The organism is Paenibacillus tengchongensis (genome assembly GCF_008973665.1).
Taxonomy (GTDB): Bacteria; Bacillota; Bacilli; order Paenibacillales; family Paenibacillaceae; genus Paenibacillus_AQ; species Paenibacillus_AQ tengchongensis.
In genome coordinates this window covers 95,565-121,302 of record NZ_WACP01000005.1, presented here as the reverse complement: position 1 = coordinate 121,302, position 25,738 = coordinate 95,565, and the positions used below count along the sequence as shown (strand labels likewise).

Sequence of the window (25,738 nt, the reverse complement as noted above, 5' to 3'; positions counted from 1 at the left end):
TACAATGGGTTAGGAAATATCGCGCCGCATTGGCTTCAGGCCAATGTACTTGCGCTTTATTGTATAGAGTACAGAATCGTAGAAACAAGGATGGTGTTGCTTTATGGCAATCAGAATGATCGTGAAAGAACCTGACGAGGTATTGCACAAGACGGCCAAGACCGTCACCAAAATTACTCCCAACGTCCAGAAGCTGCTGGATGATATGGCTGATACGATGTACGACGCCGAAGGCGTAGGTCTGGCCGCGCCGCAGGTCGGCATCCTGAAGCGCCTGATTGTGGTCGATGCTGACGAAGAGCACGGCCTCATCCAGATGATCAATCCGGAAATTATCGACAGAGACGGCGAGCAGTTCGGCCCGGAGGGCTGCCTCAGCATCCCCGGGCTCAACGGCGATGTCCGCCGTGCAGAGACTGTTACCGTGCGGGGGCTTGACCGTGAGGGCAAGGAAATTACCGTTACCGGCAGTGGGCTGCTGGCACGTGCATTCCAGCATGAGATCGATCATCTGAACGGTGTGCTGTTTACGGATATCGCCGAGAAGATCTACGAGGCGACACCGGAGCAGGACGGCGGAACCGGGGAGTGAAGACGATGAGAATCGTATTTATGGGCACACCGGCTTTTGCTGTGCCTTCGCTGAGAATGCTGGTGGAGGAGGGCTACGAAGTTGTAGCCGTGCTCACCCAGCCGGATCGTCCCCAGGGACGCAAGAAGACGCTGACGCCTTCACCGGTGAAGGAAGCGGCCCTGGATCTGGGGCTGCCTGTGCTGCAGCCTGAGCGGCTGCGCCGACCCGAGGCGGTGGCAGAGCTGGCTGTCTATGCGCCGGACCTGATTGTCACAGCCGCCTACGGGCAGATTCTGCCCAAATCGGTGCTGGACATGCCGGTGAACGGCTGCGTCAATGTGCACGGCTCGCTGCTGCCGAAATACCGCGGCGGTGCACCGATACAGCGCAGTATTATCAATGGCGAGACGGTGACCGGCGTTACGCTGATGTATATGGCCGAGGGACTGGATACCGGCGATATGATCTCACGTGTAGAGGTTCCCATCGAAGAGGAAGATACTTCGGGCACGCTGTTCGAGAAGCTCAGCCTGGCGGGCCGCGATCTTCTGAAAGCGGAAATGCCGCGCCTCTCTGCCGGAAAAGTGGAAGCAGAGGCCCAGGACGACAGCGAAGCGACCTATGCCCCGAATCTGAGCCGCGAGGATGAGCGGATTGACTGGAACGCGGGCTCGCGGGAAATCTATAACCGTATCCGCGGGCTGGTGCCGTTCTCCGGCGCGTTTACGCTGTGGAACGGTGAGACATTCAAGGTGTGGGCGGCCGCGAAGCCAAGCGGCGCCGGCACCGGCGGAACGGCCGCGCCCGGAACGGTGCTGGCCGTCAGCGAACGCGGCGTCGAAGTGAAGACGGGCGACGGAAGTCTCCTGCTGACCGCCGTGCAGCCGGCGGGCAAAAAAGCGATGAACGCCGCGGACTTCAGCCGCGGCGCCAACATGCCGCCCGGGACGGTGCTCGGTTGAGCCGGGACACGGGCGGCGCAGGCCGCGGCGGAGCACGTGCGGCCGGTAAACCCGGCAGCGGTGCTTCCGCTGCCGGAGGCCGGCGAAGCGGTGGCGGCGCGAACGCCACCGCGCGCGAGGTCGCGCTCGACATCCTGACGCGCGTCGAGCAGCAGGGGGCTTACAGCAATTTGCTGCTGAACAGCACCTTGCAGAAGGCGGGCCTCGGGCGCGAGGATGCCGGCCTGGCTACCGAGCTGGTCTACGGCACCATCTCCCGGATGCTCACGCTGGATTATGTGCTGGAAGGCTTCGTCAGCAAGGGGGTGGCCAAGCTGCAGCCCTGGGTGCGTAATCTGCTGCGGCTTAGCCTGTACCAGATCATGTACCTGAGCCGGGTGCCGGCGCATGCTGCAGTCAACGAAGCGGTTAATATCGCCAAGAAGCGCGGCCATCAGGGCATCTCCGGCATGGTCAACGGTGTGCTCCGCAGTGTGCTGCGGGCAGGGGAGCTGCCGGTTCTGAAGGAGGGGCTGAGTCCCGAAGAACGCATCTCGGTGCTTCATTCCCATCCGCTGTGGCTGGTACGCCGCTGGGCGGAGGAGTATGGGCTGGAGACTGCCGGGGCGATGTGCGCGGCGAACAACGAGGCGCCGGCGGTCAGCGTGCGCGTCAATACGACGATGATCAGCCGCAGCGCCATGCTGGCCAAGCTGCTGGAAGCAGGGCTGGATGCGGCGGAATCGCAGGTCAGTCCATACGGCATTGTCGTCCGCGGGGGCGGTAACCTGGCGCTGAGCTCGTGGTACGAGGATGGCTATTTATCCGTGCAGGATGAAAGCTCCATGCTGGTAGCCGAAGCGGTCGCTCCCGAGCCGGGCATGCGTGTGCTCGACTGCTGTGCTGCTCCCGGCGGCAAGAGCGCGCACATGGGCGAACTGATGAAAGATGACGGCGCTATCTACGCCAATGACCTGCATGAGCATAAGACGAAGCTGATTGCCGATCAGGCGCAGCGTCTGGGCCTTGAATGCATTACGGCGCACAGCGGCGACGCGCTGGAGCTGGCGGAGAAGCTGCCGGAGGCGTCCTTTGACCGGATTCTGCTGGACGCGCCTTGTACGGGCCTGGGCGTTATCCGCCGCAAGCCCGATCTCAAGTGGCGGAAGCAGCCCGGCGACATTGCCGAAATTGCGGCTCTTCAGGGCAGGCTGCTGGAGTCGGTCTCCCGGCTGCTGAAGCCTGGCGGAATCCTGGTCTACAGCACCTGCACGACCGAGCAGGCGGAGAACAGCGGTGTTGTCTCCCGGTTCCTGCGTGAGCACCCGGGCTTCTCCTCCGTTACCTTTGACTCGCCGCTCTGGGCGCGGCTGCAAGGCACGGCGCTGGCGGCGGGCGATGGAATACAGCTGCTGCCGCAGCATTTCGGCAGCGACGGCTTCTATATTTCATGCTTGCAGAAACTCTTGTAATATAGCATTTTCAGCCGGATTCCCGCCCGCAGGGCCCCTGCGCGGCGGGCTTTTCTTTTACCGGCTCTGATTTTTGTGTTAGAATAGGAAGAATGAGAAACAATAAGCATATCCTTAATAAAGAAAGCACAGGTGTTGATGATAATGAAACCTTTAATATATGATTTTACTCTGGAAGAGTTACAGCAGTGGGCCAAGGACAACGGCGAGCCCGCTTTTCGCGGCGCCCAGATTTTTGACTGGCTGTATGTGAAACGCGTCACCGACTTCGAGTCCATGAGCAACCTGTCCAAGGCACTGCGGGCCAAGCTTACCGAGAGCTTCAGCATTGCGGCCCTAAGCGAAATTACCCGTTTTGAGTCCAAGGACGGTACCGTCAAATTCCTCTTCGGGCTTCATGACGACCATGCGATTGAGACGGTCATCATGAAGCATAACTATGGCAACAGCGTGTGCGTTACTACGCAGGTGGGCTGCCGGATCGGCTGCACGTTCTGTGCCTCCACCCTGGGAGGACTGAAGCGGAATCTGACCGCTGGAGAGATTGTGGCGCAGGTGGTGCGCTGCCAGCAAATGCTGGACGAAAGAGGCGAGCGTGTCAGCAGCATTGTCATCATGGGCACCGGCGAACCATTTGAGAATTATGAGGCCACCATGACATTCCTGCGCCTGATGATTCACGAGAAGGGGCTTAATATCGGCCAGCGCCACATTACAGTATCCACCAGCGGCATTGTGCCCAGCATCTACAAATTTGCCGACGAGGATACGCAGATTAATCTGGCGATTTCTATTCATGCACCCAACGACGCTCTGCGTTCCAAGCTGATGCCGGTTAACCGCCGCTTCCCGTTTGACGAAGTGATTGAATCGCTCCGTTATTATCAGGCCAAGACGGGCCGCCGCATTACCTTCGAATATGCCTTGATCGGCGGCGTCAACGATCAGCCGGAGCATGCGAAGGAGCTGGCCGGCGTATTAAAGACGATGCTCTGCCATGTGAATCTGATTCCGGTCAACCATGTGCCGGAACGCAAATATGTGCGGACATCGCGCAAGGATATCTTTGAATTTCAACGTGTTCTTGCTGACGAAGGCGTTAACGTGACGATCCGCCGGGAACAAGGCCATGATATTGCCGCGGCCTGCGGACAACTGCGCGCCAAACATATGGAGTTGGGGTGAGGATATTTGATCAGAACAGTTCATGCCAGCGATGTTGGCCGTGTGCGATCGGTCAATGAAGATTCGGTCTGGACCGGGGCCACGCGCCACGGCTATACCCTCGGCATCATCGCCGACGGAATGGGCGGCCATTTGGCCGGCGACACGGCCAGCAGGCTTGCGCTGGAGAGTATGCGCGCCAGCTTGGATTCTCTGCCTCCCGGTCTTCCGGAAGAGGAACTGCGGGAATCCTTAACTGCGGCAATCGCAGAGGCTAACCGTACAGTCTACCAGGAAGCAGCGAGCGATGAGAAGTACCATAACATGGGGACCACCGTCGTGGCTGTGCTGCTGAAAGAGGCAGCAGGGTATATCGGCCATATCGGTGACAGCAGAGCTTACCTGATCAAGGACGGTAAGGCAGTGCTGCTGACCGAGGATCATACGCTGGTCAATGAGCTGTTCAAGAACGGCCAGCTCAGCCTGGAGGAGCTGGATAATCATCCGCGCCGCAATGTCCTGACTAAGGCGCTGGGCACTGACCCGGCCGTGTCGGCCGATCTGTCGGCGGTAAGCCTGGCAGCTGGTGAACAGCTGCTGCTGTGCAGCGACGGGCTGAGCAATTTTGTCAGCCAGGAGCATCTGGGCAAGGTGGCCGGCATCCATGAAATCTCTTTAGAGGAAAGAGCGGACCGTTTACTTCAACTGGCGCTACTGGCCGGTGGCGGCGATAACATCAGCGTCGCTTTGTTAGAACATCAAGGAGAGGCCGCTGTGCCCGAAACGAAGGAGTGGAACAGATGATCGGTCACGAATTGGGCGGCCGTTACCAAGTCATCGAGCGGATCGGAGGAGGTGGCATGGCGCTCGTTTACAGAGCCCATGACATTCTGCTCAACCGCAATGTCGCAATTAAAGTTCTGCGCAACCAGTTTGTGCATGATGAAGAATTTATCCGCCGCTTCCGGCGTGAGGCGCAGTCCGCAGCATCGCTGTCCCATCCGAATGTGGTCAGCATTTACGATGTCGGGCAGGAAGACGATGTCCATTATATTGTTATGGAATACGTGGAAGGCAAGAATCTGAACGAAATCATCAAAGAGCGGGCGCCGCTGCAGGTCGACGAGGCCGTGCGCATTGCTTCGCAAATTTGCGATGCGCTCGATCATGCCCATCATAACCAGATTATTCACCGCGATATTAAACCTCATAATATACTGATCGGCCGCAACGGCCGGGTGAAGGTGACAGACTTCGGGATCGCCCGTGCTGTAACCTCAACAACCATTACCCAGACCGGCTCGGTGGTCGGCTCGGTGCATTATTTTTCGCCGGAGCATGCCAAGGGCGTTGCGGCAGGCGAGAAATCGGACCTGTATTCCCTCGGCATCGTGCTTTACCAGATGCTGACCGGCGCATTGCCCTTTCTGGGGGAGAGTCCGATCAGCGTAGCGCTGAAGCATTTGCAGGAAGAGTTCGAAGAGCCGCGGCAGCTGAATCCGCTGATTCCGCAGAGTGTAGAGAACGTCATCCTGCGGTCCATGCGGAAGAATCCGGAGGAACGCTACCAGTCTGCGAAGGAAATGCTGCAGGATCTGGAGACCTGCCTGCTGCCGGAACGGCGCAGCGAAGCCAAGGCGGATTTCCACGACGACGACGATCTCGACAGGACGCGGATTATTCCGGCGATCAAGCCGCTGCAGCGCGGCTTTGAGGACCGCGGAGATGAAGGGCTGTCCCGGCGCCAGATGGAGCCAGAGCCGGCGCCTGCGTCTAAGCGCAAGTGGAGCAAACCGGCGCTGTGGGCCGGAATTACGCTGGCCGTGCTGCTGATTCTGGGCGGGCTGGCATGGTATTTTACCGACAAATTATCGGTTCCTGAGGTTACGGTTCCCGATGTCAGAAATCATATGCTGGAAGATGCAAAAGCCATGCTTGACGAGGTTGGGCTGATCATCGATGAGCCTGTCACAGCGGAGTACAACCCGAACTACGATGAGAATGAAGTTTATGAACAAAGCAAAGTTCCCGGGTCCAGAGCCAAGAAGGGCACCCACATCGCCCTTACAGTAAGTACTGCGAAGGTGCTGACGCCAATGCCGGGCTATACCGGCCAGAATTACGATGACGTGGTCAAAGCGCTGGGCGCTCTGGGTGTAGACCAAAGCCGGATCAAACCGGACGAGAGATACAGCGAGGAATATGGCGAAGGTCAGGTCATCGGAACCGATCCGGCGGAAGGCAGCGAGTTCGACCCGGATACTCAGACGATCACCGTATACGTGAGCAGAGGCAAAGAAAGTGTTGATGTTCCCGATTTGACCGGAATGACGGAATCCCAAGCAAAGAAGTCGCTGGAAGATATCGGACTGGTGCTGGAAGAGGTCAACGAGGAGAGTAGCTTCAGTATGGAAGCGGGCAAAGTAATGAAGCAGTGGCCTTATGAGGAGGGTGAGTCTGCACAGCGGGGCGAGAAATTTACGATTACGCTCAGCACCGGATATCCGCCGGAGGCGCTGAACTATACGTTCCGTGTGCCTGTTATCCCTACAAGTGAAGGTACGAAGACGGACATCCGGATTGTGTATTCCGATGCCAGCAAGGATGGCGAGAAGCAGGAGTGGGGCACGCGTGCGATTGCGAAGAGCCAGTATTTGCCGGTAGACCTCATCCTGGCTCCGAACAAGGACGGCGCGATCACCGTTTACGTAAACGGTGATTATGTCGAGGCCTATGAAGTCCGTTACTCCGATGCCAAAAACGGGACGGTAGATGAGCCGCAGCTGCCGGTGACGGAAACGCCGCCACCAACCCCTGCTCCTGAGCAGACATCGCCGGATCCGACGATCGAGCCGGAAATATTGCCGCCCAGCGACGGCGGCGAAGGCGGCGAGGCCCCGGAAGGCGAACAGACCGGGTATATTCTCAATGACCAGAACAGCCAGACCAACAACGGGAATGGCAATGGGAAAGGTAACGGTAACGGTAATAAAGACAAGCATAAGAACAACTAAACCTTTGATCAGCAACATCCGGCTCGCTGCCGGTCAGGTTGCACCAGCCAAATGACCCTGCGCGACCCTGGTTGCTGGGGTCATTTGCACAATTACAGGACAGAGAGGAAGGCTTGTAATGTATGCCTGAAGGAATGATCGTCAAAGCGCTAAGCGGCTATTACTATGTTAAACCGTTGGAGGACGGAGCGGTTGCGGCCGGTGAGGAGGCGGTCCAGTGCCGTGGCCGGGGCATCCTGAAGAAGAAGGGCCACACTCCGCTCGTTGGCGACCGGATTATGTACTCGCTTACCGAAAACGGGGAAGGCACGGTGGATGAGATTCTTCCCCGTGAATCCGAGCTTATCCGCCCTCCTGTAGCCAACGTTAACCTGGCGGTGCTGCTTTTCTCCGTGCGTGAGCCGGATATGAATTTGAATTTGCTGGATAAGTTTCTGGTTCATATTGAGCACTCCGGACTAAATACGCTGATTGTGCTGACGAAGCAGGATCTGGAAGAGGAGGACGGAACGGAGGATGCCGCATCCGCACAGGTGAAAGAGCTGTATGAACGGATCGGCTACGAAGTGCTGATTACGAGTTCCTTCAAAGGCACCGGCAGCGCTGAGCTGCGCGAGCGGCTTGCGGGGACAGTCAGCGTCTTCGCCGGTCAATCCGGGGTTGGCAAATCGACACTGCTCAATCGGCTGGTGCCGGGCCTGGAGCTTGAGACAGGCGAGATCAGCCTGCGGCTGGGCCGCGGCCGCCATACGACCCGTCACGTCGAGCTGATGGATATCGGCGGCGGCGCATTGGTGGCGGATACGCCGGGCTTCAGCCAGCTTGATTTCCTGGAGCTGGGAGTGGAGGAGCTGTCCGTCTGTTTCCGCGAATTCACTATCTATGCCGAGAAGTGCAAGTTCCGCGGCTGCAGCCATCTGCATGAGCCCGGCTGCCGTGTGATTGAAGCCTGGGAGGCCGGAGAGATCGCGGACAGCCGCTATGCGCATTACAAGCAGTTCCATCAAGAAATGAAAGACAAAAAGCGGAGGTACTAACAGACATGACTATTATTGCTCCTTCTATTTTGTCGGCGGATTTCGCCGCGCTTGGCGCCGAGGTGGCCGAAGCTGAACGCTGCGGCGGCGACTGGATTCATGTGGATGTGATGGACGGCCACTTCGTGCCGAATATTACGCTGGGACCGCCGATTGTCTCGGCGGTTAAGAAGCATACGGCGCTGCCGCTGGATGTGCATCTGATGATTGAGCACCCCGAGCGTTATCTGGCCGATTTTGCGGCGGCGGGAGCCTCGGTCATCACGGTGCATGCCGAAGCCTGCGTGCATCTGCACCGTGTAGTTCATCAGATCAAGGAGCTGGGCCTGATGGCCGGCGTAGCGCTCAATCCGGGCACTCCGGCGGCTGCCGTGCGCGAGGTGCTGGAGGATGTTGATCTGGTACTGGCGATGACGGTCAATCCGGGATTTGGCGGACAGGCTTTTATCCCCGGAGTCCTGCACAAGATCCAGCAGATTCGTGAATGGGCCAATGAAACGAACCATAAAGGGCTGTATATCGAAGTGGACGGCGGAATCGCCGAAGCCACGGCTCCGCTCGTTACGGAAGCCGGCGCGGATGTGCTGGTGGCGGGCAACGCCGTATTCGGGCGCAGCGACCGCGCTGCCGCCATTGCAGCGATCCGGTCAGCCGCAGAAGGCGGACTGCGTTAAAAGCGGGCTTGGTTACAAGGTATAGGCCAAGTTCAAGGTGCATAACATGGTTACATGAGCAGAAACCTCATGTAGCCTTTTTTTATATCAGAAAGCGGGTTGCCGGAGGTTCTGCGGTTCGTCAGTATGCCCAGACAGGAAAGTATCCTACCGTACGGCATGAATTGATGGGAGGGTAAGGGATGAAATTTTACACGTTTAAGCTGCCGAAGTTTTTGGGAGGTTTTGTTAAGGCGATATTGAATACTTTTCAGAAGAGTTAAGAGGCCCAGGCAAGCGGAGAAACAGCAGACATGAAAAAAAGCACCTTACTAATGTAAAGGGTGCTTTTTGCTTCATATTAAGACTAAACGCGTTCTACTTTGCCGCTCTTCAGCGCGCGGGTGCTGACGTATACACGTTTCGGTTTGCCGTTCACGAGAATACGAACCTTCTGAACGTTAACCCCCCAAGAACGACGGTTGCGGTTGTTGGCATGGGATACGTGGTTGCCGCTGCCTGGTTTCTTGCCAGTTACAGTACATTTACGGGACATGAATTACACCTCCTTGTGTTACTAACACCTGCTTAAAACAATACTCAAATATAATATCACAGCAAAAAATGCTACGTCAACTGCTTCAAAAACATTTATTTCTTTTGGCTCTTATAGTACAATATAGCTTAGTGTATTATGTCCAGTTAATCTACGAATTGATTAGGCATAAAGTTAGGAAGGGGAATTCTCATTGAGTAAGCGTTCTATAAATGGAACAGATTTTACCGCAATGGTTCTCGCCGGAGCGGATATGCTGCATCAGCATGCTGAGCATGTCAATTCCTTGAATGTATTTCCGGTGCCGGACGGCGATACGGGAACCAATATGAATTTGACGATGACCGCAGGCGCGAACGAGTTGAAGAAGAATAATACCGCCTCTCTGGGCCAATGCGCAGGGGTTCTGTCCAAGGGACTATTGATGGGGGCCCGCGGTAACTCCGGGGTTATCCTGTCTCAGCTGTTCCGGGGGTTCGGACGTTACGCGGCCCAGTATGAAGAACTTAATGCCCAGCAATTCGCAGCGGCACTGCAGACTGGCGTAGACACAGCCTACAAAGCGGTTGTAAAGCCGGTGGAAGGCACCATTCTGACCGTGGCCAAGGAAGCGGCGAAGCACGCGACATACCTCGCCCGGCGGACGACAGATGTGACTGAGCTGATGACAGAGGTGCTGGCCAAAGCCAAAGAAGCGCTCGCGCATACGCCGGAATTGCTGCCGGTGCTCAAACAGGTAGGGGTTGTCGATTCAGGCGGTCAGGGTCTGGTCTATATTTATGAAGGCTTTCATCAATACCTGACAGGCGCCGTTCCGGCTGCCGCACCGGTTTCTGTTCAGCAGGGACAAGCTTCTAAGCCTGCCAATGTACCTGTTGCGGATAAGCCTGCAGCACCTGCGGCTTCCATGCATGCTTCGGCGCAATCCCAGCTGCATACAGAAGATATTGAATTTTTATATGATATGGAGTTTTTCATCAACCGCCAGCTCGGCGGGACCGCCAATGCGGTTTTTGACGAGGATGCTTTTAGGAAAGCGTTGTCAGTCAACGGGGATTCCATCATTGTCATCTCCGATGACGAAACGATCAAAGTGCATGTCCATTCCAAGACTCCGGGCGATGTACTGAACCTTGCCCTCTTATACGGGGAAATTACCCAGATCCATATTCTGAACATGCGCGAGCAGCACCGCGACCTGCTGACCACAGGGATGGATATCGCGCCGATGCCGGAGCTCTTCGCGGATATGCCGGCGGAAACGAGCAGCGTACAAGCTCCGGCAGTTCCTCCTGCGGACGACCTGGCACCATACGGCTTCATCGCAGTGTCTTCCGGCGAGGGTATATCGGAAATATTCCGCAGTCTCGGCGTAGATGCAGTGCTCTCTGGCGGACAGACGATGAATCCAAGTACCGAAGATTTCGTCAACGCAATCTCTTCGATTTCGGCCAAGCATATTTACATCCTGCCGAACAACTCCAACATCGTGCTGGCCGCCCAGCAGGCGAAGGAACTGCTCGAAGGCGAGCGGGATATTACCGTAATTCCGAGCAAGAGCATTCCGCAGGGCATCGCGGCCGCCTTCGCTTTCCAGGAAGATGACACGGTAGATGTCAATACCGGCAATATGCTGGAGGCAATCGCCCAGGTCAAATCCGGTCAGGTTACCAATGCGGTTAGAGATACTGTAATTGAAGAGCTGCAGATTAAATCCGGACAGTACATCGGCATCAGCAATTCCAAGATTGTTGCCGCTGACGATGATCTGCTGGCGGCCAGCCGCCAACTGCTGGAGAATATGCTGGAGAACGGCGACGAGATCGTTACCGTACTGACCGGCGCTGATGCCAAAGAAGAAGTAACCGAAGCGCTGGGAGCTTGGCTGGAAGCGGCCTACCCGCAGGTGGAAGTGGAGATTCACGAAGGCGGTCAGCCGCTGTATTACTATTTATTCTCTGTGGAGCCGTAAGAGGCACCAAATCAGTTGGGGAGGAAAGTCATGAGACGCACAGTAATCGTCACCGACAGCACTTCAGATATCCCGCCGGCAATGGCGAAAGAGCTTGGCATCGAGGTTGTGCCGCTAACGCTCATGTTCGGCGATGAATCATACCGCGACGGTGTAGACATGTCACCGGAGCAGTTCTACGAGCGTCTTCCCCGCTCGCCGCAGCTGCCGACCACATCGCAGCCGTCACCGGTCGAATACATGAACGTGTACCGCAGCATTCTTGCGAATTACCCGGACAGTCCGATTCTGTCGTTTCATATTTCATCCGGGCTGAGCGGTACCTATCAATCCGCAGTGCTGGCTAAATCGATGCTGGAAGAGGAGGGGGAGCGGATCACGGTTGTGGATTCACTCTCCGCCTCTTACGGTTTTGGTCTAATGGTTGTGCAGGCTGCAAGATGGGCAAAGGAAGGCATGGCACCGGAAGAAATCCTCGAAGCCGCAGAGCGCCTGCGCCGCTCCCGCAAGCTGTATTTCCTCGTGGATACACTCGAGTATCTGCAGAAAGGCGGGCGGATCGGCAAGGCGTCGGCGATTCTCGGCACACTGCTGAATATCAAGCCCATTCTATCGATTGACGAGGAAGGCATTATTTATGCGGTGGAGAAGGTCAGAGGCCGCAAGAAGGCGGTCGCCCGCATGATCGAGCTGTTCAAATCCGACCTGCCGGGAGTGCACAACATTAACGTAGCTGTGGGCCATACGGCGGAGCCGGCAGCCGGCGAAGAGTTCTTGAAGGAGCTCGCAGCTCATTTCACCCTGAATGAGCAAGTGCTGACCAACGTCGGTCCTGTTGTGGGCAGCCATGTCGGCAACGGAACGCTGGCCGTGTTCATCTGGCCCGCTTGAATATAGGGGTGTGTTATGACATTATCTTTGGAATCCATTGAAGTAAAGCAAGTGAACGGCGTGAGCGCTCAAAAGCAAAGTGAGCTTCACGCCTTTGGCATCTTTAATGTGAAAGATTTGCTGGAATACTATCCGTTCCGTTATGAAGATTTTCGTCCGCGTCCGCTGAATGAAGTCAAGCACGGCGACAAGGCGACGCTGGTGGCTAAGGTCATCGGCATTCCCGTACTGCAGCGTTACGGAGGCAAATCACGGCTCAGCTGCAAAATGGTGGCGGAGCCGTGGATGTTCACAGCTACCTGGTTTAACCAGCATTATGTACGCGAGCAGCTGACGGTCGGCCGTGAGGTCGTCATTACCGGCAAGTGGGATCAGAAGCGCAGCCAAATCACCGTCTCGGACTATGAATTTCCCGACCGCGGCGGCGGCAAGACCGGTACACTGCAGCCGGTATATTCGGTTGGCGGCAAAATCACGCAGAGCTGGATCCGCAAGACGATCAGCCAGGGACTGCAGCAGTTCGGCGAGCTGATCCCGGAGATTCTGCCGCAGGCGCTTATACGGAAATATGATTTTATGCCGCGCAAGCGGGCTATCGCCACCATCCATAACCCGGAGGACACCCGCGAAGGCCAGCAGGGCCGGCGCAGGATGGTCTATGAGGAGCTGTTTCTCTTCCAGCTGAAAGTACAGGCGTTCCGTGTGCTTAATCAGCGGAGAATGGACGGTGTGGTGCATACGGTGGACAACGCAACGGTGCGCCAGTTCGTGCGAAGTCTGCCCTTCGAACTTACGGACGCCCAGAAACGGGTGGAGCTGGAGATTCTGCAGGACATGCGGTCGCCATATTGCATGAACCGTCTGCTGCAGGGCGATGTGGGGTCAGGCAAGACGGTGCTTGCGGCGATTGCTCTTTATGCCACTGTGAAATCGGGCTTTCAGGGAGCGCTTATGGTCCCGACGGAGATTCTTGCGGAGCAGCATATGCGCTCCTTAACCCGGATGTTTGAACCGTTCGGCATCTCTGTAGGACTGCTTACCGGGAGCGTAACCGGGCGCAAGCGCAAGGACATGCTTGCTTCCCTGCAGATGGGGATGCTGGATGTCGTCGTCGGTACACATGCCCTGATCCAGGACGATGTTTTCTTCCGCAGCCTGGGGCTGGTGGTCACCGACGAGCAGCACCGCTTTGGGGTCAACCAGCGCAGCGTACTGCGCCGCAAAGGCTACAATCCCGATGTGCTGACGATGACGGCGACGCCGATACCAAGGACGCTGGCGATCACTGTCTTTGGTGATATGGATGTCTCGACACTGGCTGAACGCCCCAAGGGGCGGGTACCTATTACGACCTATTGGGTCAAGCACGATAAACTGGACCGGGTGCTGGGCCTCGTGAACCGTGAGGTGGATCAGGGAAGACAGGCTTATCTGATCTGTCCGCTGATCGAGGAGTCGGAGAAGCTGGATGTACAGAACGCGATTGACCTGTATGTGCAGATGTCGCAGCATTTTCCCGGCTACAAGGTCGGTCTGCTGCACGGGCGGATGACACCGGCGGAAAAAGACGAGGTCATGCGCGCATTCTACAGCAACGAGGTTCAATTACTGGTCTCTACAACGGTTGTCGAGGTAGGTGTGGACGTACCCAATGCCACGCTGATGATTATTATGGATGCGGACCGGTTCGGCCTGTCACAGCTGCACCAGCTGCGCGGCCGGGTCGGACGGGGCAGCCATGCTTCATATTGTGTACTGGTCGCCGACCCGAAATCGGAGATTGGCCGTGAGCGAATGACCGCTATGACGGAGACCGACGACGGGTTCGAGGTGTCCAGGCGTGATCTGGAGCTCCGCGGACCCGGCGATTTCTTCGGCACGAAGCAGAGCGGGCTGCCGGAATTCCGGCTGGCTGACATGACGGCCGATTTCGAGATTCTGGAGCAGGCCCGAGACGATGCGGCGGAGCTGCTGAAGGAGGCCTCCTTCTGGACATCGCCTGATTATGCGGCGCTGCGGAGGTACCTGCAGAGTGAACAAATTTTTCAGGGCGAGGTCATTGACTAAATAGGCACATGCAGGAGCCTCCGGTCATATACTGTGAATGACGGATATGACGGGAGGTGCTTGTCGTTTGGGATATCAGCAATACGGAATCAGCCCGCAGCTGGTGGAACGCATTAAGCTGAAGATGAAGAACACGGCTGTCAAGGACCGCATCAAAAATATGATTCAAGGCATTTCACGGCAGGAATTGCAAGATCCGGCAGTGGTACGCCGGCTGGTGCGGAACGCCGCAGCCGTGCTGAATGAGAAATTATCTTCAACGCAGGAAGAGCAAATTGTCAAGTTCGTCATCGCCCAGAAAATTGATCCGAATAACACCTTTCATCTGATCCGCTTGTGGAACATGTTCCGCTGACTTTAGAATCCCTTCGGATCATCCTTTACGGACCAAAAAGCGTTCCTGCCTTATTGCGGCGGGAACGCTTTTTGGTTTATTGCAGTTTAATGAGAAAAGGGCATCCGTCTCGTCTGACTGCCGATAACAATCTCACCCTGGCGATCGAAGCTGTGCACGATGGTAGTGAGCGCTTCCTCTTCCATGCGGCTGGCCAGACAGAATAAGGTGCCGGGCTGGCCTTCCGGGCCGGCGTCCTGCACCAGCTTGGATTCGCGCTCCAGCTCATCACGCAGCGCCGCTTTGATCTCCGTACAGCGGCTTGTGGTTATCCATACCGGCCGGGAACGGGTGAGGTCGCGCAGAGAGAAGCGGACTCCTTCAAAGGCAAGCAGGTAGGCGAGGATCGAGTACATGGCCTGATCCCAGCCGAACAAGGCGCCTGCGCAGAGCAGAATGGCGCAGTTCAGCAGCATCAGAGCAGTCTCAGCCCATTTGGGCGGCCCGCTGCGCAGAAACATAAATCCCGATTCCGGTGCCGGACCGCCTACGCCGCCGAAGCGGATGGATATGCCAAGCCCGAGGCCGAGACAGAGACCGCCGGCGAGAGCGGCCGGCAGCGGCTCGGTAATGACAGCCGGGAACCGGTGCAGGGCCAGTGAGCCCGCCGTCAGGCAGATCAGACCGAGCATGGTATACAGTGCAAACTTCAGGTTAATCTGCTTGCGTGACAGCAGAATAAACGGCAGATTCAGCAGGAACAGAAACAAGCCAAGACGCATTTCCGTCATATGCGACAGCAGGGCCGACAATCCGGCGATACCTCCGGTAATCAGCTTATGTGGCATCAGGAACAGTTCCAGTCCAACAGCTGCTATAAGACCGCCCGCGATGACAGAAAGTGTGCGCACTCCCTTACGTCTGTGCAGGGGGGGATACTCGCCACTGTAATTTCGTTTCATCTGTGATCCTCCCTTCTTGAAGGGAAATATATTTTGCCCGGGTATATAGAATGGAGAGCTATATATTCAGCCGCTAAGCATAGTCTACAAACTGCGAGGTGAATTTCAGCGGATACAGCAGCATCCGCTTCAGCCGGAGATAAATGACCGGCAGAAGCGATACGGCTAAGACAGCTGTGGCTGAAACGCCGGCATTCCAGGAGGTGGTCCCGTGCTGCGCAGGCCGGATCAGCGGCATATACTTGTGCAGCGTGGTTTTTTTCCACACTGTATGCGTAATTTTATGTTCATAGCGTTTAACTTTACTGGAGTGATCGTCGGAATCCGCTGAATGAAACCTTCCGGCCGAAGCTGCGAGCATGCTGAACAGCAGGAGCGGAATCAGGGCCGCCCGCAACAGGCGGGAGAGCCGGCTGCAGCTAGGATATGTCATCATGGGACCACCTCCTTACGGAATAAAGTATATGTAAAGCATAACATACGATTTTACGTCAGCCAAATTGAAAGCGGATTTTATAAGGCGGCAAACGGCTGTAAAATTGAAACCGGAGCAGATAACGGGCGTATCCAGAAGTAAATGTATGGCAAAAACTTTTTTTGGGGGAAGGATGGGGCATTTTGAGCGATTGGAGTCAAGCAGCGAGTTTTTCAAATCCGAGTCCCTTTGGCTCATTCGGCGGCGGAATACAGTTTTTTGGAACGCTGATTATTTTGGCTGTCATCGGTATATTTGCGTATGGAATCATTAAGGGATTAACGCAGTGGAGCAGAAATAATGCCAGTCCGCTGGTGACGGTCAATTGCGTTGTTGTCGGCAGACGTACTGAGGTATGGGGCGGCCGGGGAGAGACTAGTGCCAAAACAAGCTATTACATAACATTTGAAACGGGTGAAGGTGAACGGCTTGAATTAGAACTGTCCGGTTCTGATTACGGAGTCATTGTGGAAGGCGACCAGGGACGACTGTCTTATCAGGGGACGCGTTTCAAAGGCTTTCAGCGGATGTCTGAGCGTGCTTACAGAGATTGAGCTTCCGTAGAATCTCCGGACTAATTTTGGGTAAAACTCCTTATGAGGGTTTTAATTATAACCATTAGATGCGGAAGGAGCTGGCGGTTTGAATCCTGTTGAAGCTACAAAGACGGAAACGGAAAGCCCCATAGCATTTCATACGTTGGACAGCAATGAGGTGCTGCAGCGTCTGGAGAGCAGCGAGGCAGGGCTGCGCCCGGAAGAAGCGGCTGCGCGGCTGGAGCGCCACGGAAGGAATTTGCTGCAGGAAGCTAAGAAGAAGACCTTATTGGCCAAGTTCATTGAGCAATTTAAAAATGTCATGATCTTCATTCTGCTGGTGGCTGCGGTACTCTCCGGCATATTGGGCGAATGGACCGATACCATCATTATTCTGCTGGTTGTCGTGCTGAATGCGGTGCTCGGCGTCGTTCAGGAGAATAAGGCGGAGCAGGCGCTTGAGGCGCTCAAGAGCATGTCCTCGCCGATGGCCCGTGTCCGCCGCGGCGGACAGGTGACGGAAGTGAAAAGCGAAGAACTGGTGCCCGGCGATATTGTCCTGCTGGAGGCGGGCAATGTGGTTCCGGCCGATGTGCGGCTGCTGGAAGCGGCCTCGCTGAAGACGGAGGAGGCAGCATTGACCGGTGAGTCTCTGCCGGCCGAGAAGCAGACCGGTGTGCTGGACGGAGCCGATCTGGTGATCGGAGACCGCACGAATATGGCTTACATGAGCAGCAGCGTAACTTACGGCCGGGGCGTAGGTATTGTAACGGCCACTGGGATGAAGACGGAGGTCGGGCGGATCGCCGGATTTATCTCTGAGGAAGAGAATGATGTAACCCCGCTGCAAAAAAAGCTGGATGAGCTGGGCAAATATTTCACCTTTATTATTCTTGGGGTGTGCGTGGTTATTTTCGCCGTGGGGCTGCTGGAAGGACGAGAGCTGCTGGATATGCTGCTGACCTCCATTTCACTGGCCGTAGCGGCCATTCCGGAAGGCCTGCCGGCCATCGTCACGATTATTCTGGCGCTGGGCGTGCAGCGGATGGCGGGGCGTAAAGCCATTATCCGCAAGCTTCCGGCGGTCGAGACGCTCGGCAGCACGGAAATTATCTGCTCGGACAAGACAGGGACGCTTACCCTGAACAAGATGACAGTGGAGAAGCTGTATCTGAACGGCGGGCTGATGGATGCGACGGAGGAGTTGCCCGGGGTACCCGGCGGCGAACGGCTGCTTGAGATCATGACACTCTGCAATGATTCCAGCATTGATGAAGGCGCCGGAGCCGGCGGGGGCAAAAGCGGCAAGGCGATTATCGGCGATCCGACGGAGACGGCGCTGGTGGATTATGCCCTGAGCATCGGCACCGACAAGCGGGAGCTGGAGCAGAAGCAGCCGCGCACAAGCGAGCTGCCGTTCGATTCGGATCGCAAGCTGATGACGACGATCCATCAGGTGGAAGGCGGCTACCGGGCCCTGACGAAGGGGGCACCGGATGTGCTCTTATCCCGCTGCAGCCACATCCTTGAGGCGGGTGAGTTGGTTCCGCTGACGGAAGAGCATACGCGCAAGATTGCCGCCGGCAACAAGATGCTTGCGGATGAAGCGCTGCGCGTGCTGGCATTTGCCTTCCGCGACTCTGACGGGCTGCCGGCGGAGCTATCGCCGGAAAGCACGGAGAAAGAGCTGGTATTCGTCGGCCTCGCCGGCATGATCGATCCGCCGCGCGAAGAAGTCAAGGCGGCCGTAGCCGTCTGCCGCAAGGCCGGTGTCCGTCCGGTGATGATTACCGGCGACCATAAGGATACTGCTGCGGCGATTGCCAAGCGGCTCGGAATTATCGAGGACGACAGCGCGGTGCTTACCGGCCGGGAGCTGGATAAGATCAGTGAGCGGGATTTTGCGGAGCGGGTTGCCGACTACTCCGTTTATGCCCGGGTATCGCCGGAGCACAAGGTACGCATCGTCAAGGCATGGCGCGCCAAGGGCAAGATCGTCGCCATGACCGGCGACGGCGTCAATGACGCACCGGCGCTGAAATCGGCTGATATCGGCGTAGGTATGGGAATTACGGGAACGGATGTCGCCAAGGGCGTATCGGATATGGTTCTGGCGGATGATAATTTCACCACCATAGTTGTCGCTGTAGAGGAAGGGCGCAAGGTCTACAGCAATATCCGCAAAGCGATCCAGTTCCTGCTCTCGGCGAATCTGGGCGAAGTGCTGACGTTGTTCATCGCAACCTTGATCGGCTGGCGCATACTGGAGCCGATTCATATTCTGTGGATCAACCTGGTGACGGATACGCTGCCGGCGCTGGCGCTGGGCCTGGAGAAGGCGGGCAGCGACGTGATGGCGAAGAAGCCGCGGAAGGCGAACAGCAGTATTTTTGCCGGCGGGGTCGGCATAGGGATTATCTATCAGGGGATATTGGAAGCACTGCTGACGCTTCTGGTTTATTATTGGGCGCACACCCACTATGATGAAGGCGTTGCTGTTACAATGGCGTTCGCTACGCTTGGGCTGCTGCAGATCACTCATGCCTTTAACGTCCGTTCCAATACGAAGTCGCTGCTGCAGATCGGCTTGTTCTCTAACCGCTACATGCTTGGCGCTTCGGTAATCTCCACCCTGCTGCTGGTGCTGGTCATTATTATTCCCGGGCTGAACGAATGGTTCGGTGTGCAGCATATGACCGGAACGCAGTGGCTGATCGTTGTAGCCGCCGCAGTCGGCATTGTTGTGATTGTCGAGCTGGTGAAGCTGGTGCTCCGGCTCAGCGGGAAGGGTAAGACCTGGGATTAAAGGTGAAACTGGCCGGTTGTTGTCTTTCATAAGCACAAAAACGAGAAGAGCAGCGATTCTCCATAAATATTGGAGAATTGCTGCTCTGTCTTTCAAATGGCGTTATTTTACAGTACCCGTGTCATATGAAGAATTACGTCATGCCAGTATCCCGTATCGAGCTTGCTGATCTGCACACCGGGCTCTCCCCAGGTATGGATGAACTTGCCGTCTCCGATATAGATCCCGACATGGCCCGGGACAGCATCGCTTTCAAATCGGCCGGGGACCGTAAAGAAGATTAAATCACCTACATCCAGCTCACTGCGGGACACGCGTCTGCCTACATTATCCTGATCTCTGGCCAGACGGGGCAAAGTAACGCCGAATTTTTTAAACACATGGCGTGTAAAGGAGGAACAGTCGAATTTCTTGGTTTCTTCATAGGAGCCTGCGCCAAAATCATACGGGGTGCCCAGATACCTCTTGGCATAGGCAACCAGCTCGTCTTTGTCGGCCTCCGATAAACTCTGGATGCGCAGCGTTCCGGGCGCGTCAGCACCTTGGGTTCCGGCTTCCTTATCTACGGGCGGAGTGATATTGATCTCTCCGCTGGTTGGATTCCAGCCCACTTCGGTCTGCAGAAATTTGGATAACGCGGTAGGAGTAACGTAAAGCTGCCCCTTGTGCCGGATCGGTGGGTCAGGCAGGGTGATTTTTTCGCCCAGCGAGAAGGCTTGGCTGTAATTGGGCTTCAGCATATACATGACATCCGTATAGCCGATCTTGGCATATCCACCGCTTGAGGTGTCATCCTTCATCCGGTACCCGATGGATGCGGCCGCCGGCTTCAGCGGAATCCAGAAGGTTCCCTTTGGATCTTTATAATAATTCTTCTCATAATAGCTGCCGGCGATATTGCCTGTAGGGGTTACCGAATTTACTTTGGGTTTAGTGTCCTTGGAATAATATCCGCAGGCCGATGTGCCAGTCATCAGAACTGTGAGCGCCACGATGGCGGCGGATTTGGCTGATTTGCTTGTTGGCATATTAACACGCTCCAATATCAGACTGTATCTAAAGTGTGCTCAGCCTGCAGTGGTTTCATCAGAGCAGGGAAACAAAACATATTGCCTGCATTTCCTGATCCTGCATAGATCGGGATATACATCACTAATGATTAATGTCAAGAATTACTACATACATACCTTTGCCGGTTCGCGCGTATTGTGCCTGTTTTGTAATATCTGGCGCAGTGATTAATGATTGACGGATATTGCACCGCCATATAATATTAGTTTAATAGATTTGCTGTATTAAATGTGAGTTAAGTGTAAGGTTTTGCTTTATCGCTTTTAAAGATGAAAGCGATAATGCTTAACCGCTCCCATTGATGCACGCGCTGAAACCGTAAAAGAAAAGGGGTTATTTCATGAAAAGAAAAAATGTGCTGGCCGGTCTCGGCCTATGCCTGATGCTGGCGATATCCGGCTGCGGGGGCAACAATGCGGCGAATACGCAGAATGCTGCTAACTCCGGCAATGGCGCGGCTAATGCAACGAACGCTCCGGCAAGCGAAGCGCCTGCGGCGCAGGATTCCTACAAAATCGCAATTTCCCAGTATGTGGAGCACCCGTCGCTGGATGCAACGCGGGAAGGCTTCCTGGCTGCGCTGAAGGATGCCGGCCTTGTAGAAGGGGAGAATCTGAAGGTCGATTTGCAGAATGCCCAGGCAGACCAGTCGAACAACATTGCGGTGGCTCAGAAGATTGCCGGAGATAAGAATGATCTGGTGCTGGCCATTGCTACGCCTTCGGCGCAGGCAGTCGTGCAGGAGGTGGACAAGAATACGCCGATTCTGTTCGCAGCCGTTACCGATCCTCTGGACGCCAAGCTTGTCCCGGATCTCGCGCATCCGGGCGCTAACGTAACAGGAGCTTCGGATACGAATCCGGAATCAATTACGCGCCTGATGCAATTCATCGCCGGCCAGTTCCCGGATGTGAAGAAGGTGGGACTGATCATTAATGAAGGCGAGCCGAATGCGGTGGTTATGGCAGGGATCGCCAAGGAAGAGCTCGACAAGCACGGCATTGAGCTGGTGAAAGCCCCGATTACGAACACTTCTGAGGTGAAGCAGGCCGCTGAATCGCTGGTCGGCCGTGTGGATGCGTTCTATATTACACTGGACAACTCGGTTGTCAGCGGTGTAGACGCAATCATCCAGACCGCCAATGAGAACAAGATTCCGTTCTTCTCTGCAGACCGCGATACCGTAGAGAAAGGTGCGTTCGCCACAGTAGGCTTCAAATATTATGACCATGGCTACCAGGTCGGCGAAATGGCGGTGGAAATCCTCAAGAATGGCGCCAATCCCGGCGATATGGCAGTCAAGATGCAGGAGAAGCTGGACCTGATCCTGAATCTGAAGGCGGCGGAAGCCCAGGGCATTGAGGTTACGGATGCCATGAAGGCAGAAGTATCTGATACGGCAGACAGCATCATCCAATAACAGAATTGTATAATGGGGCGCTCTCTCGGGAGGCCCCATGCCGCTTAAAGGAGGAAGTCACCCATGATGAATTCGATGCTGGGAGCCTTGGAATCAGGGCTGCTTTATGCTTTTATGGCACTCGGCGTATATATTACGTTTCGCATTTTGGATTTTCCGGATTTGACGGTGGACGGAAGCTTCACCACCGGCGGTGCAATTGCCGCCGTAATGATTACTAACGGTTATTCGCCATGGCTGGCCACCTTGTGCGCACTGCTGGGCGGAGCGCTGGCCGGCATGTGTACCGGTCTCTTGCACACAAAGGGCAAAATCAACGGGCTGCTTTCGGGCATTCTGATGATGATTGCGCTTTATTCGATCAATCTGCGGATTCTGGGCAAGCCCAATGTCTCACTTATGGGCGAGGACACCCTGCTGAGCCCGATTAACTTATTGGTAGTTATGCCGTTTGTGGTTATCCTGGTCAAATTGCTGATGGACGTATTCCTCCGTACTGACCTTGGTCTGGCCCTGCGGGCTACCGGCGACAACGCCCGGATGATCCGCAGCTTCGGTGTAAATACCGATACGACAACCGTTCTGGGAATTAGTCTCTCCAACGGTCTTGTTGCACTCTCTGGTGCGCTGATCGCCCAGGACACCTCCTTTGCCGACAGCTCCATGGGGATCGGAATGATTGTCCTCGGCCTTGCCTCGGTTATTATCGGCGAAGCGATCTTTGGAGCGGGAAGTGTATTCCGGGCGACTCTGGCTGTCGTGCTGGGCTCGATTGTTTACCGGATTGTTGTGGCGCTTGCGCTGCGGGCTCCGGGAATGGAAGCATCTGATCTGAAGCTGATTACGGCAATAATCGTTATTATTGCGCTGCTGTTCCCTTCTATTCAGCGCTATGTGAAGCAGAAGAAGACGGCCCGCAAACGCAGCGCAGAGCTTGCCGAGCAGGCGATTGCCCGCAAGAGAGGGGGAACCGCCAATGTTAAGGCTTGAGAATGTATCCAAGCTGTTCAATCCCGGTACACCGGATGAGAAGATTGCGCTGCTCGGTATCGATCTGGAACTTACGGCCGGCGATTTCGTGACCGTAATCGGGAGCAACGGGGCCGGTAAATCGACCCTCATGAACATCATTTCCGGGGTTATGAAGCCTGATCTGGGGGATGCAAGAATCGAGGGCAGCTCCATCTGCCACCTGCCGGAGTACCAGCGCGCCCGCTGGATCGGCCGGGTCTTCCAGGACCCGATGGCCGGAACGGCGCCGCATATGACCATTGAAGAGAATCTGGCGATGGCTTACAAGCGTGGACAGAGCCGCGGGCTTTCCATTGGCGTCAACGGCGGAAGACGCAACCTGTTCCGGGAGCAGCTCAGCCGGTTGGGCATCGGGCTGGAGAACCGGCTGCGGGCCAAGGTCGGCTTGCTGTCAGGCGGGGAGCGGCAGGCGCTCAGTCTGTTGATGGCTACCTTCACCCAGCCGCAGATTTTGTTGCTCGATGAACATACTGCTGCGCTTGATCCGGCGCGGGCGGAGCTGATTACGAGGCTGACCGAAACGATTGTGCGCGAGATGAAGCTGACGACACTGATGGTGACCCACAATATGGAGCAGGCCATCCGCCTGGGCAACAGGCTGATTATGATGGATAAAGGCTCTATTATTCTGGATATCGACGAAGAGCGCAAGCAAGGCTTGACCGTGGAGCGGCTGCTCGGCGAATTCGAGAGCATCAGCGGCCATAAGCTGGCGGACGACCGGATCGTTCTCGGCTAGACCGTATAACTGGCGGGAACGGTCCGTGCCGTCTGAACCGCTGTTGGACACTAAATCAAAAGACCCGGGGCATGAAGTGGCAGCATTTCTGCCTTGCCGGGTCTTTTTTTGCTTGGGCGGCTGCTTTCCTATTCTCCGATTCAATACCGGGTATGCGAGGTAAAAGTTAAGGAAAGTACTTATTCCGTAACCTTTACACCAAGTGAATGCCGGAAGGCAACACAGAAATCTACAGCAATTCGCCGGCAACTACCCAGGAGGAGATGACGAAGATGGCAGACAAGAAGCTTGAGGGCAAGGTAGCGATCATTACCGGAGGCGGTTCGGGCATCGGCAGAGCGACTGTGCTGGAATTCGCCCGCCAAGGGGCGAAGGTGGCACTCCTCGACCGGACACCGGAGAACGCCGAGAAGGTCCGGCGCCAGGTAGAACAGGAAGGCGGGGAAGCAGTGGTCATTGAGTGCGACATCGCCGAGCCGCAGCAGGTTGAAGCGGCTGTTAAGCAGGCGGCGGAGCGGTGGGGCAGACTGGATATCGTGTTCGCCAATGCTGGCATCAACGGCGCAATGACGCCGATTGAGACCATGGATATAGAAGCGTGGGATCAGACGATTCATATTAATCTGCGCGGCACATTCGCCACTGTCAAATATGCGATTCCTTATTTGAAGGATAACGGCGGCAGCGTGCTGATCAACAGCTCGATCAACGGCAACCGCGTCTTCTCCAATGTCGGCTTCTCGGCCTACAGTACAACGAAGGCCGGACAGGTTGCCTTTATGAAGATGGCTGCGCTGGAGCTGGCTCAGTATAAAATCCGCGTCAATGCGATTTGTCCCGGAGCCATCACCACCAATATCGACGATAATACGTTCCCATCGGAGGATCTGAAAGAAGTTCAGATCGAAGTGCAGTTCCCCGACGGCGGCCAGCCGCTGGAAAAGGGGCCGGGGCGGCCTGACCAGGTGGCCAGACTGGCGCTGTTCCTGGCGTCGGACGATTCGGATCATATTACCGGCACCGAGATCTATTGTGATGGCGCGGAGTCGCTCCTGCACGGCTGATCCGTCTACTTGACCGGGCTGCGGCATAGACTGTAATATAATATTCCGCCGGAAGAAACGGACCCGTGCATTGCTTACTAGTTGCCCGCCTTCACTTGGACCGGGCAGGAGCAGCGGCGTGGTCCGTTTTTACTGTGTAAGCCGGTTCTATTAACCTGCTGTAACTTATCTGCGTCTGGAGGTGGAGCCATGAATATATGGGACATCGATGTCCATACGGAATCTATAGTGAAGCTGCTCGTGGCCATGCTGTTCGGGCTGTTCATCGGTATCGACCGGCAATTAAAGCAAAAACCGCTGGGCATCCGGACCAGTATGGTTATCAGTATTGCCAGCTGTCTGGTCACACTGGTATCCATTCATGCCTACGACAAGTTCGGCGGCGCCGAGCATCCCACCATGGATCCGATGCGTCTGGCGGCCCAGATCGTCAGCGGAATCGGATTTCTGGGGGCGGGGGTGATCTTGCGCCGCGGCGGCGATGCGATTTCCGGCCTGACCTCGGCCGCGCTGATCTGGACGGCATCGGGAATCGGCATCGCGGTCGGGGCGGGGTTCTACGTTGAAGCCGGATATGCTGTGATTCTGCTGATGTTCGCCGTCAATCTGGTCCCGCTGCTGATCAAAATGATCGGCCCGCAGGTACTGAACAAGCATGAAATTTCGGTCCAGATCATTATGGAGCCGGGCTACCAGCTCACGGATGTTATCAACAGAATCGAAGGTCCGGAAGTCGGAATGCACAAGAAAGCGAAAGTGACCGGACGGACCATCCGCCGCATCCGGATCAAGGATCTGGAGGACGGCAGACAGATGATCGATATGGTATTATCGTGCTCCGATCGTGATTATGCTACGGAAGTTTACAATGATGTAAAGAAAATCGAGCATGTGATGAGCGTCGAGGTAGAACAATTGTAAAAATGGCGTGCCGTCTCCTGGGCAGATGTGGTAATCT

24 protein-coding genes are annotated in these 25,738 nt (G+C 55.9%); 20 read left to right on the top strand and 4 right to left on the bottom strand.

What is annotated here, in order from left to right:
- The first annotated feature begins 103 nt into the window (after positions 1-103).
- From def to spoVM, 9 genes are all read left to right on the top strand, one after another.
- On the top strand, positions 104-592 hold the full coding sequence (def, locus tag F1381_RS10255) for a peptide deformylase (protein WP_151734754.1): 489 nt from the start codon (positions 104-106) through the stop codon (positions 590-592).
- A 5-nt stretch (positions 593-597) separates the two neighbouring features.
- The gene (gene fmt, locus F1381_RS10250) at positions 598-1,536 is read left to right on the top strand and encodes a methionyl-tRNA formyltransferase (RefSeq protein WP_151734753.1); all 939 of its coding nucleotides are present in this window, start codon (positions 598-600) and stop codon (positions 1,534-1,536) included.
- Positions 1,533-2,987, top strand: a complete 1,455-nt coding sequence (gene rsmB, locus F1381_RS10245) for a 16S rRNA (cytosine(967)-C(5))-methyltransferase RsmB (RefSeq protein ID WP_151734752.1) — start codon at positions 1,533-1,535, stop codon at positions 2,985-2,987. The genes fmt and rsmB overlap by 4 nt, the downstream gene beginning before the upstream one ends.
- Before the next feature lie 144 nt (positions 2,988-3,131).
- The gene (gene rlmN, locus F1381_RS10240) at positions 3,132-4,172 is read left to right on the top strand and encodes a dual-specificity RNA methyltransferase RlmN (protein WP_151734751.1); all 1,041 of its coding nucleotides are present in this window, start codon (positions 3,132-3,134) and stop codon (positions 4,170-4,172) included.
- 6 nt (positions 4,173-4,178) lie between these two features.
- Positions 4,179-4,955, top strand: coding sequence for a Stp1/IreP family PP2C-type Ser/Thr phosphatase (locus F1381_RS10235; protein ID WP_151734750.1), 777 nt, complete (start codon positions 4,179-4,181; stop codon positions 4,953-4,955).
- Entirely contained in the window at positions 4,952-7,165 is a 2,214-nt protein-coding gene (gene pknB, locus F1381_RS10230; RefSeq protein ID WP_151734749.1) for a Stk1 family PASTA domain-containing Ser/Thr kinase, read from the top strand. Before F1381_RS10235 ends, pknB begins: the two co-directional genes overlap by 4 nt.
- Positions 7,166-7,287: 122 nt before the next feature.
- Positions 7,288-8,202, top strand: coding sequence for a ribosome small subunit-dependent GTPase A (rsgA, locus tag F1381_RS10225; RefSeq protein WP_151734748.1), 915 nt, complete (start codon positions 7,288-7,290; stop codon positions 8,200-8,202).
- A 5-nt stretch (positions 8,203-8,207) separates the two neighbouring features.
- A complete protein-coding gene (rpe, locus tag F1381_RS10220) occupies positions 8,208-8,876 on the top strand; it encodes a ribulose-phosphate 3-epimerase (RefSeq protein ID WP_151734747.1) in 669 nt (222 codons plus the stop codon).
- Between the two features lie 182 nt (positions 8,877-9,058).
- A complete protein-coding gene (spoVM, locus tag F1381_RS10215) occupies positions 9,059-9,139 on the top strand; it encodes a stage V sporulation protein SpoVM (RefSeq protein WP_006675261.1) in 81 nt (26 codons plus the stop codon).
- Between the two features lie 83 nt (positions 9,140-9,222).
- Here the strand turns inward: spoVM and rpmB are convergent, their stop codons facing one another.
- Positions 9,223-9,411, bottom strand: a complete 189-nt coding sequence (gene rpmB, locus F1381_RS10210; RefSeq protein ID WP_151734746.1) for a 50S ribosomal protein L28 — start codon at positions 9,409-9,411, stop codon at positions 9,223-9,225.
- A gap of 193 nt (positions 9,412-9,604) precedes the next feature.
- On the opposite strand from rpmB, the gene F1381_RS10205 reads away from it, so the two are divergent.
- From F1381_RS10205 to F1381_RS10190, 4 genes are all read left to right on the top strand, one after another.
- Positions 9,605-11,383, top strand: coding sequence for a DAK2 domain-containing protein (locus F1381_RS10205; protein ID WP_151734745.1), 1,779 nt, complete (start codon positions 9,605-9,607; stop codon positions 11,381-11,383).
- A gap of 30 nt (positions 11,384-11,413) precedes the next feature.
- The gene (locus F1381_RS10200) at positions 11,414-12,274 is read left to right on the top strand and encodes a DegV family protein (RefSeq protein WP_151734744.1); all 861 of its coding nucleotides are present in this window, start codon (positions 11,414-11,416) and stop codon (positions 12,272-12,274) included.
- A gap of 15 nt (positions 12,275-12,289) precedes the next feature.
- Complete coding sequence (gene recG, locus F1381_RS10195; RefSeq protein WP_151734743.1) at positions 12,290-14,341, top strand: ATP-dependent DNA helicase RecG; 2,052 nt, start codon at positions 12,290-12,292, stop codon at positions 14,339-14,341.
- Between the two features lie 67 nt (positions 14,342-14,408).
- Positions 14,409-14,696, top strand: a complete 288-nt coding sequence (locus F1381_RS10190) for a stage VI sporulation protein F (RefSeq protein WP_151734742.1) — start codon at positions 14,409-14,411, stop codon at positions 14,694-14,696.
- Positions 14,697-14,782: 86 nt separating this feature from the next.
- Here the strand turns inward: F1381_RS10190 and F1381_RS10185 are convergent, their stop codons facing one another.
- The gene (locus F1381_RS10185; RefSeq protein WP_151734741.1) at positions 14,783-15,637 is read right to left on the bottom strand and encodes a YitT family protein; all 855 of its coding nucleotides are present in this window, start codon (positions 15,635-15,637) and stop codon (positions 14,783-14,785) included.
- Between the two features lie 73 nt (positions 15,638-15,710).
- Positions 15,711-16,073: a hypothetical protein gene (locus F1381_RS10180; protein ID WP_151734740.1), complete on the bottom strand. Its 363-nt coding sequence runs from the start codon at positions 16,071-16,073 to the stop codon at positions 15,711-15,713.
- A 182-nt stretch (positions 16,074-16,255) separates the two neighbouring features.
- Here F1381_RS10180 and F1381_RS10175 point away from each other — a divergent pair, with 182 nt between their 5' ends.
- Both F1381_RS10175 and F1381_RS10170 read left to right on the top strand, forming a co-directional pair.
- Positions 16,256-16,666, top strand: coding sequence for a DUF2500 domain-containing protein (locus F1381_RS10175; RefSeq protein WP_246187977.1), 411 nt, complete (start codon positions 16,256-16,258; stop codon positions 16,664-16,666).
- Positions 16,667-16,754: 88 nt separating this feature from the next.
- Positions 16,755-19,454: a cation-translocating P-type ATPase gene (locus tag F1381_RS10170; RefSeq protein WP_151734739.1), complete on the top strand. Its 2,700-nt coding sequence runs from the start codon at positions 16,755-16,757 to the stop codon at positions 19,452-19,454.
- A 107-nt stretch (positions 19,455-19,561) separates the two neighbouring features.
- On the opposite strand, the gene F1381_RS10165 is transcribed toward F1381_RS10170, so the two are convergent.
- Positions 19,562-20,482 carry a C40 family peptidase gene (locus F1381_RS10165; protein WP_151734738.1) on the bottom strand — a complete coding sequence of 307 codons (921 nt, stop codon included), beginning with the start codon at positions 20,480-20,482 and terminating at the stop codon, positions 19,562-19,564.
- Between the two features lie 383 nt (positions 20,483-20,865).
- Here F1381_RS10165 and F1381_RS10160 point away from each other — a divergent pair, with 383 nt between their 5' ends.
- The 5 genes from F1381_RS10160 to F1381_RS10140 all read left to right on the top strand — a co-directional run bounded on the left by F1381_RS10160 (position 20,866) and on the right by F1381_RS10140 (position 25,701).
- Positions 20,866-21,945, top strand: coding sequence for an ABC transporter substrate-binding protein (locus F1381_RS10160; RefSeq protein ID WP_151734737.1), 1,080 nt, complete (start codon positions 20,866-20,868; stop codon positions 21,943-21,945).
- 63 nt (positions 21,946-22,008) lie between these two features.
- Positions 22,009-22,935, top strand: coding sequence for an ABC transporter permease (locus F1381_RS10155; protein ID WP_151734736.1), 927 nt, complete (start codon positions 22,009-22,011; stop codon positions 22,933-22,935).
- Entirely contained in the window at positions 22,922-23,716 is a 795-nt protein-coding gene (locus tag F1381_RS10150; RefSeq protein ID WP_151734735.1) for an ABC transporter ATP-binding protein, read from the top strand. Before F1381_RS10155 ends, F1381_RS10150 begins: the two co-directional genes overlap by 14 nt.
- Positions 23,717-23,988: 272 nt before the next feature.
- Positions 23,989-24,780 carry an SDR family oxidoreductase gene (locus F1381_RS10145; protein ID WP_151734734.1) on the top strand — a complete coding sequence of 264 codons (792 nt, stop codon included), beginning with the start codon at positions 23,989-23,991 and terminating at the stop codon, positions 24,778-24,780.
- 189 nt (positions 24,781-24,969) lie between these two features.
- Entirely contained in the window at positions 24,970-25,701 is a 732-nt protein-coding gene (locus tag F1381_RS10140) for an MgtC/SapB family protein (RefSeq protein ID WP_151734733.1), read from the top strand.
- Positions 25,702-25,738: the final 37 nt, after the last annotated feature.

Coding starts and splice junctions, on each gene's coding strand:
- def (WP_151734754.1), top strand. CDS start 104: ATGGCAATCAGAATGATCGTGAAAGAACCTGACGAGGTATTGCACAAG.
- fmt (WP_151734753.1), top strand. CDS start 598: ATGAGAATCGTATTTATGGGCACACCGGCTTTTGCTGTGCCTTCGCTG.
- rlmN (WP_151734751.1), top strand. CDS start 3,132: ATGAAACCTTTAATATATGATTTTACTCTGGAAGAGTTACAGCAGTGG.
- pknB (WP_151734749.1), top strand. CDS start 4,952: ATGATCGGTCACGAATTGGGCGGCCGTTACCAAGTCATCGAGCGGATC.
- rsgA (WP_151734748.1), top strand. CDS start 7,288: ATGCCTGAAGGAATGATCGTCAAAGCGCTAAGCGGCTATTACTATGTT.
- rpe (WP_151734747.1), top strand. CDS start 8,208: ATGACTATTATTGCTCCTTCTATTTTGTCGGCGGATTTCGCCGCGCTT.
- spoVM (WP_006675261.1), top strand. CDS start 9,059: ATGAAATTTTACACGTTTAAGCTGCCGAAGTTTTTGGGAGGTTTTGTT.
- rpmB (WP_151734746.1), bottom strand. CDS start 9,411: ATGTCCCGTAAATGTACTGTAACTGGCAAGAAACCAGGCAGCGGCAAC.
- F1381_RS10200 (WP_151734744.1), top strand. CDS start 11,414: ATGAGACGCACAGTAATCGTCACCGACAGCACTTCAGATATCCCGCCG.
- recG (WP_151734743.1), top strand. CDS start 12,290: ATGACATTATCTTTGGAATCCATTGAAGTAAAGCAAGTGAACGGCGTG.
- F1381_RS10185 (WP_151734741.1), bottom strand. CDS start 15,637: ATGAAACGAAATTACAGTGGCGAGTATCCCCCCCTGCACAGACGTAAG.
- F1381_RS10180 (WP_151734740.1), bottom strand. CDS start 16,073: ATGATGACATATCCTAGCTGCAGCCGGCTCTCCCGCCTGTTGCGGGCG.
- F1381_RS10165 (WP_151734738.1), bottom strand. CDS start 20,482: ATGCCAACAAGCAAATCAGCCAAATCCGCCGCCATCGTGGCGCTCACA.
- F1381_RS10160 (WP_151734737.1), top strand. CDS start 20,866: ATGAAAAGAAAAAATGTGCTGGCCGGTCTCGGCCTATGCCTGATGCTG.
- F1381_RS10155 (WP_151734736.1), top strand. CDS start 22,009: ATGATGAATTCGATGCTGGGAGCCTTGGAATCAGGGCTGCTTTATGCT.
- F1381_RS10150 (WP_151734735.1), top strand. CDS start 22,922: ATGTTAAGGCTTGAGAATGTATCCAAGCTGTTCAATCCCGGTACACCG.
- F1381_RS10145 (WP_151734734.1), top strand. CDS start 23,989: ATGGCAGACAAGAAGCTTGAGGGCAAGGTAGCGATCATTACCGGAGGC.
- F1381_RS10140 (WP_151734733.1), top strand. CDS start 24,970: ATGAATATATGGGACATCGATGTCCATACGGAATCTATAGTGAAGCTG.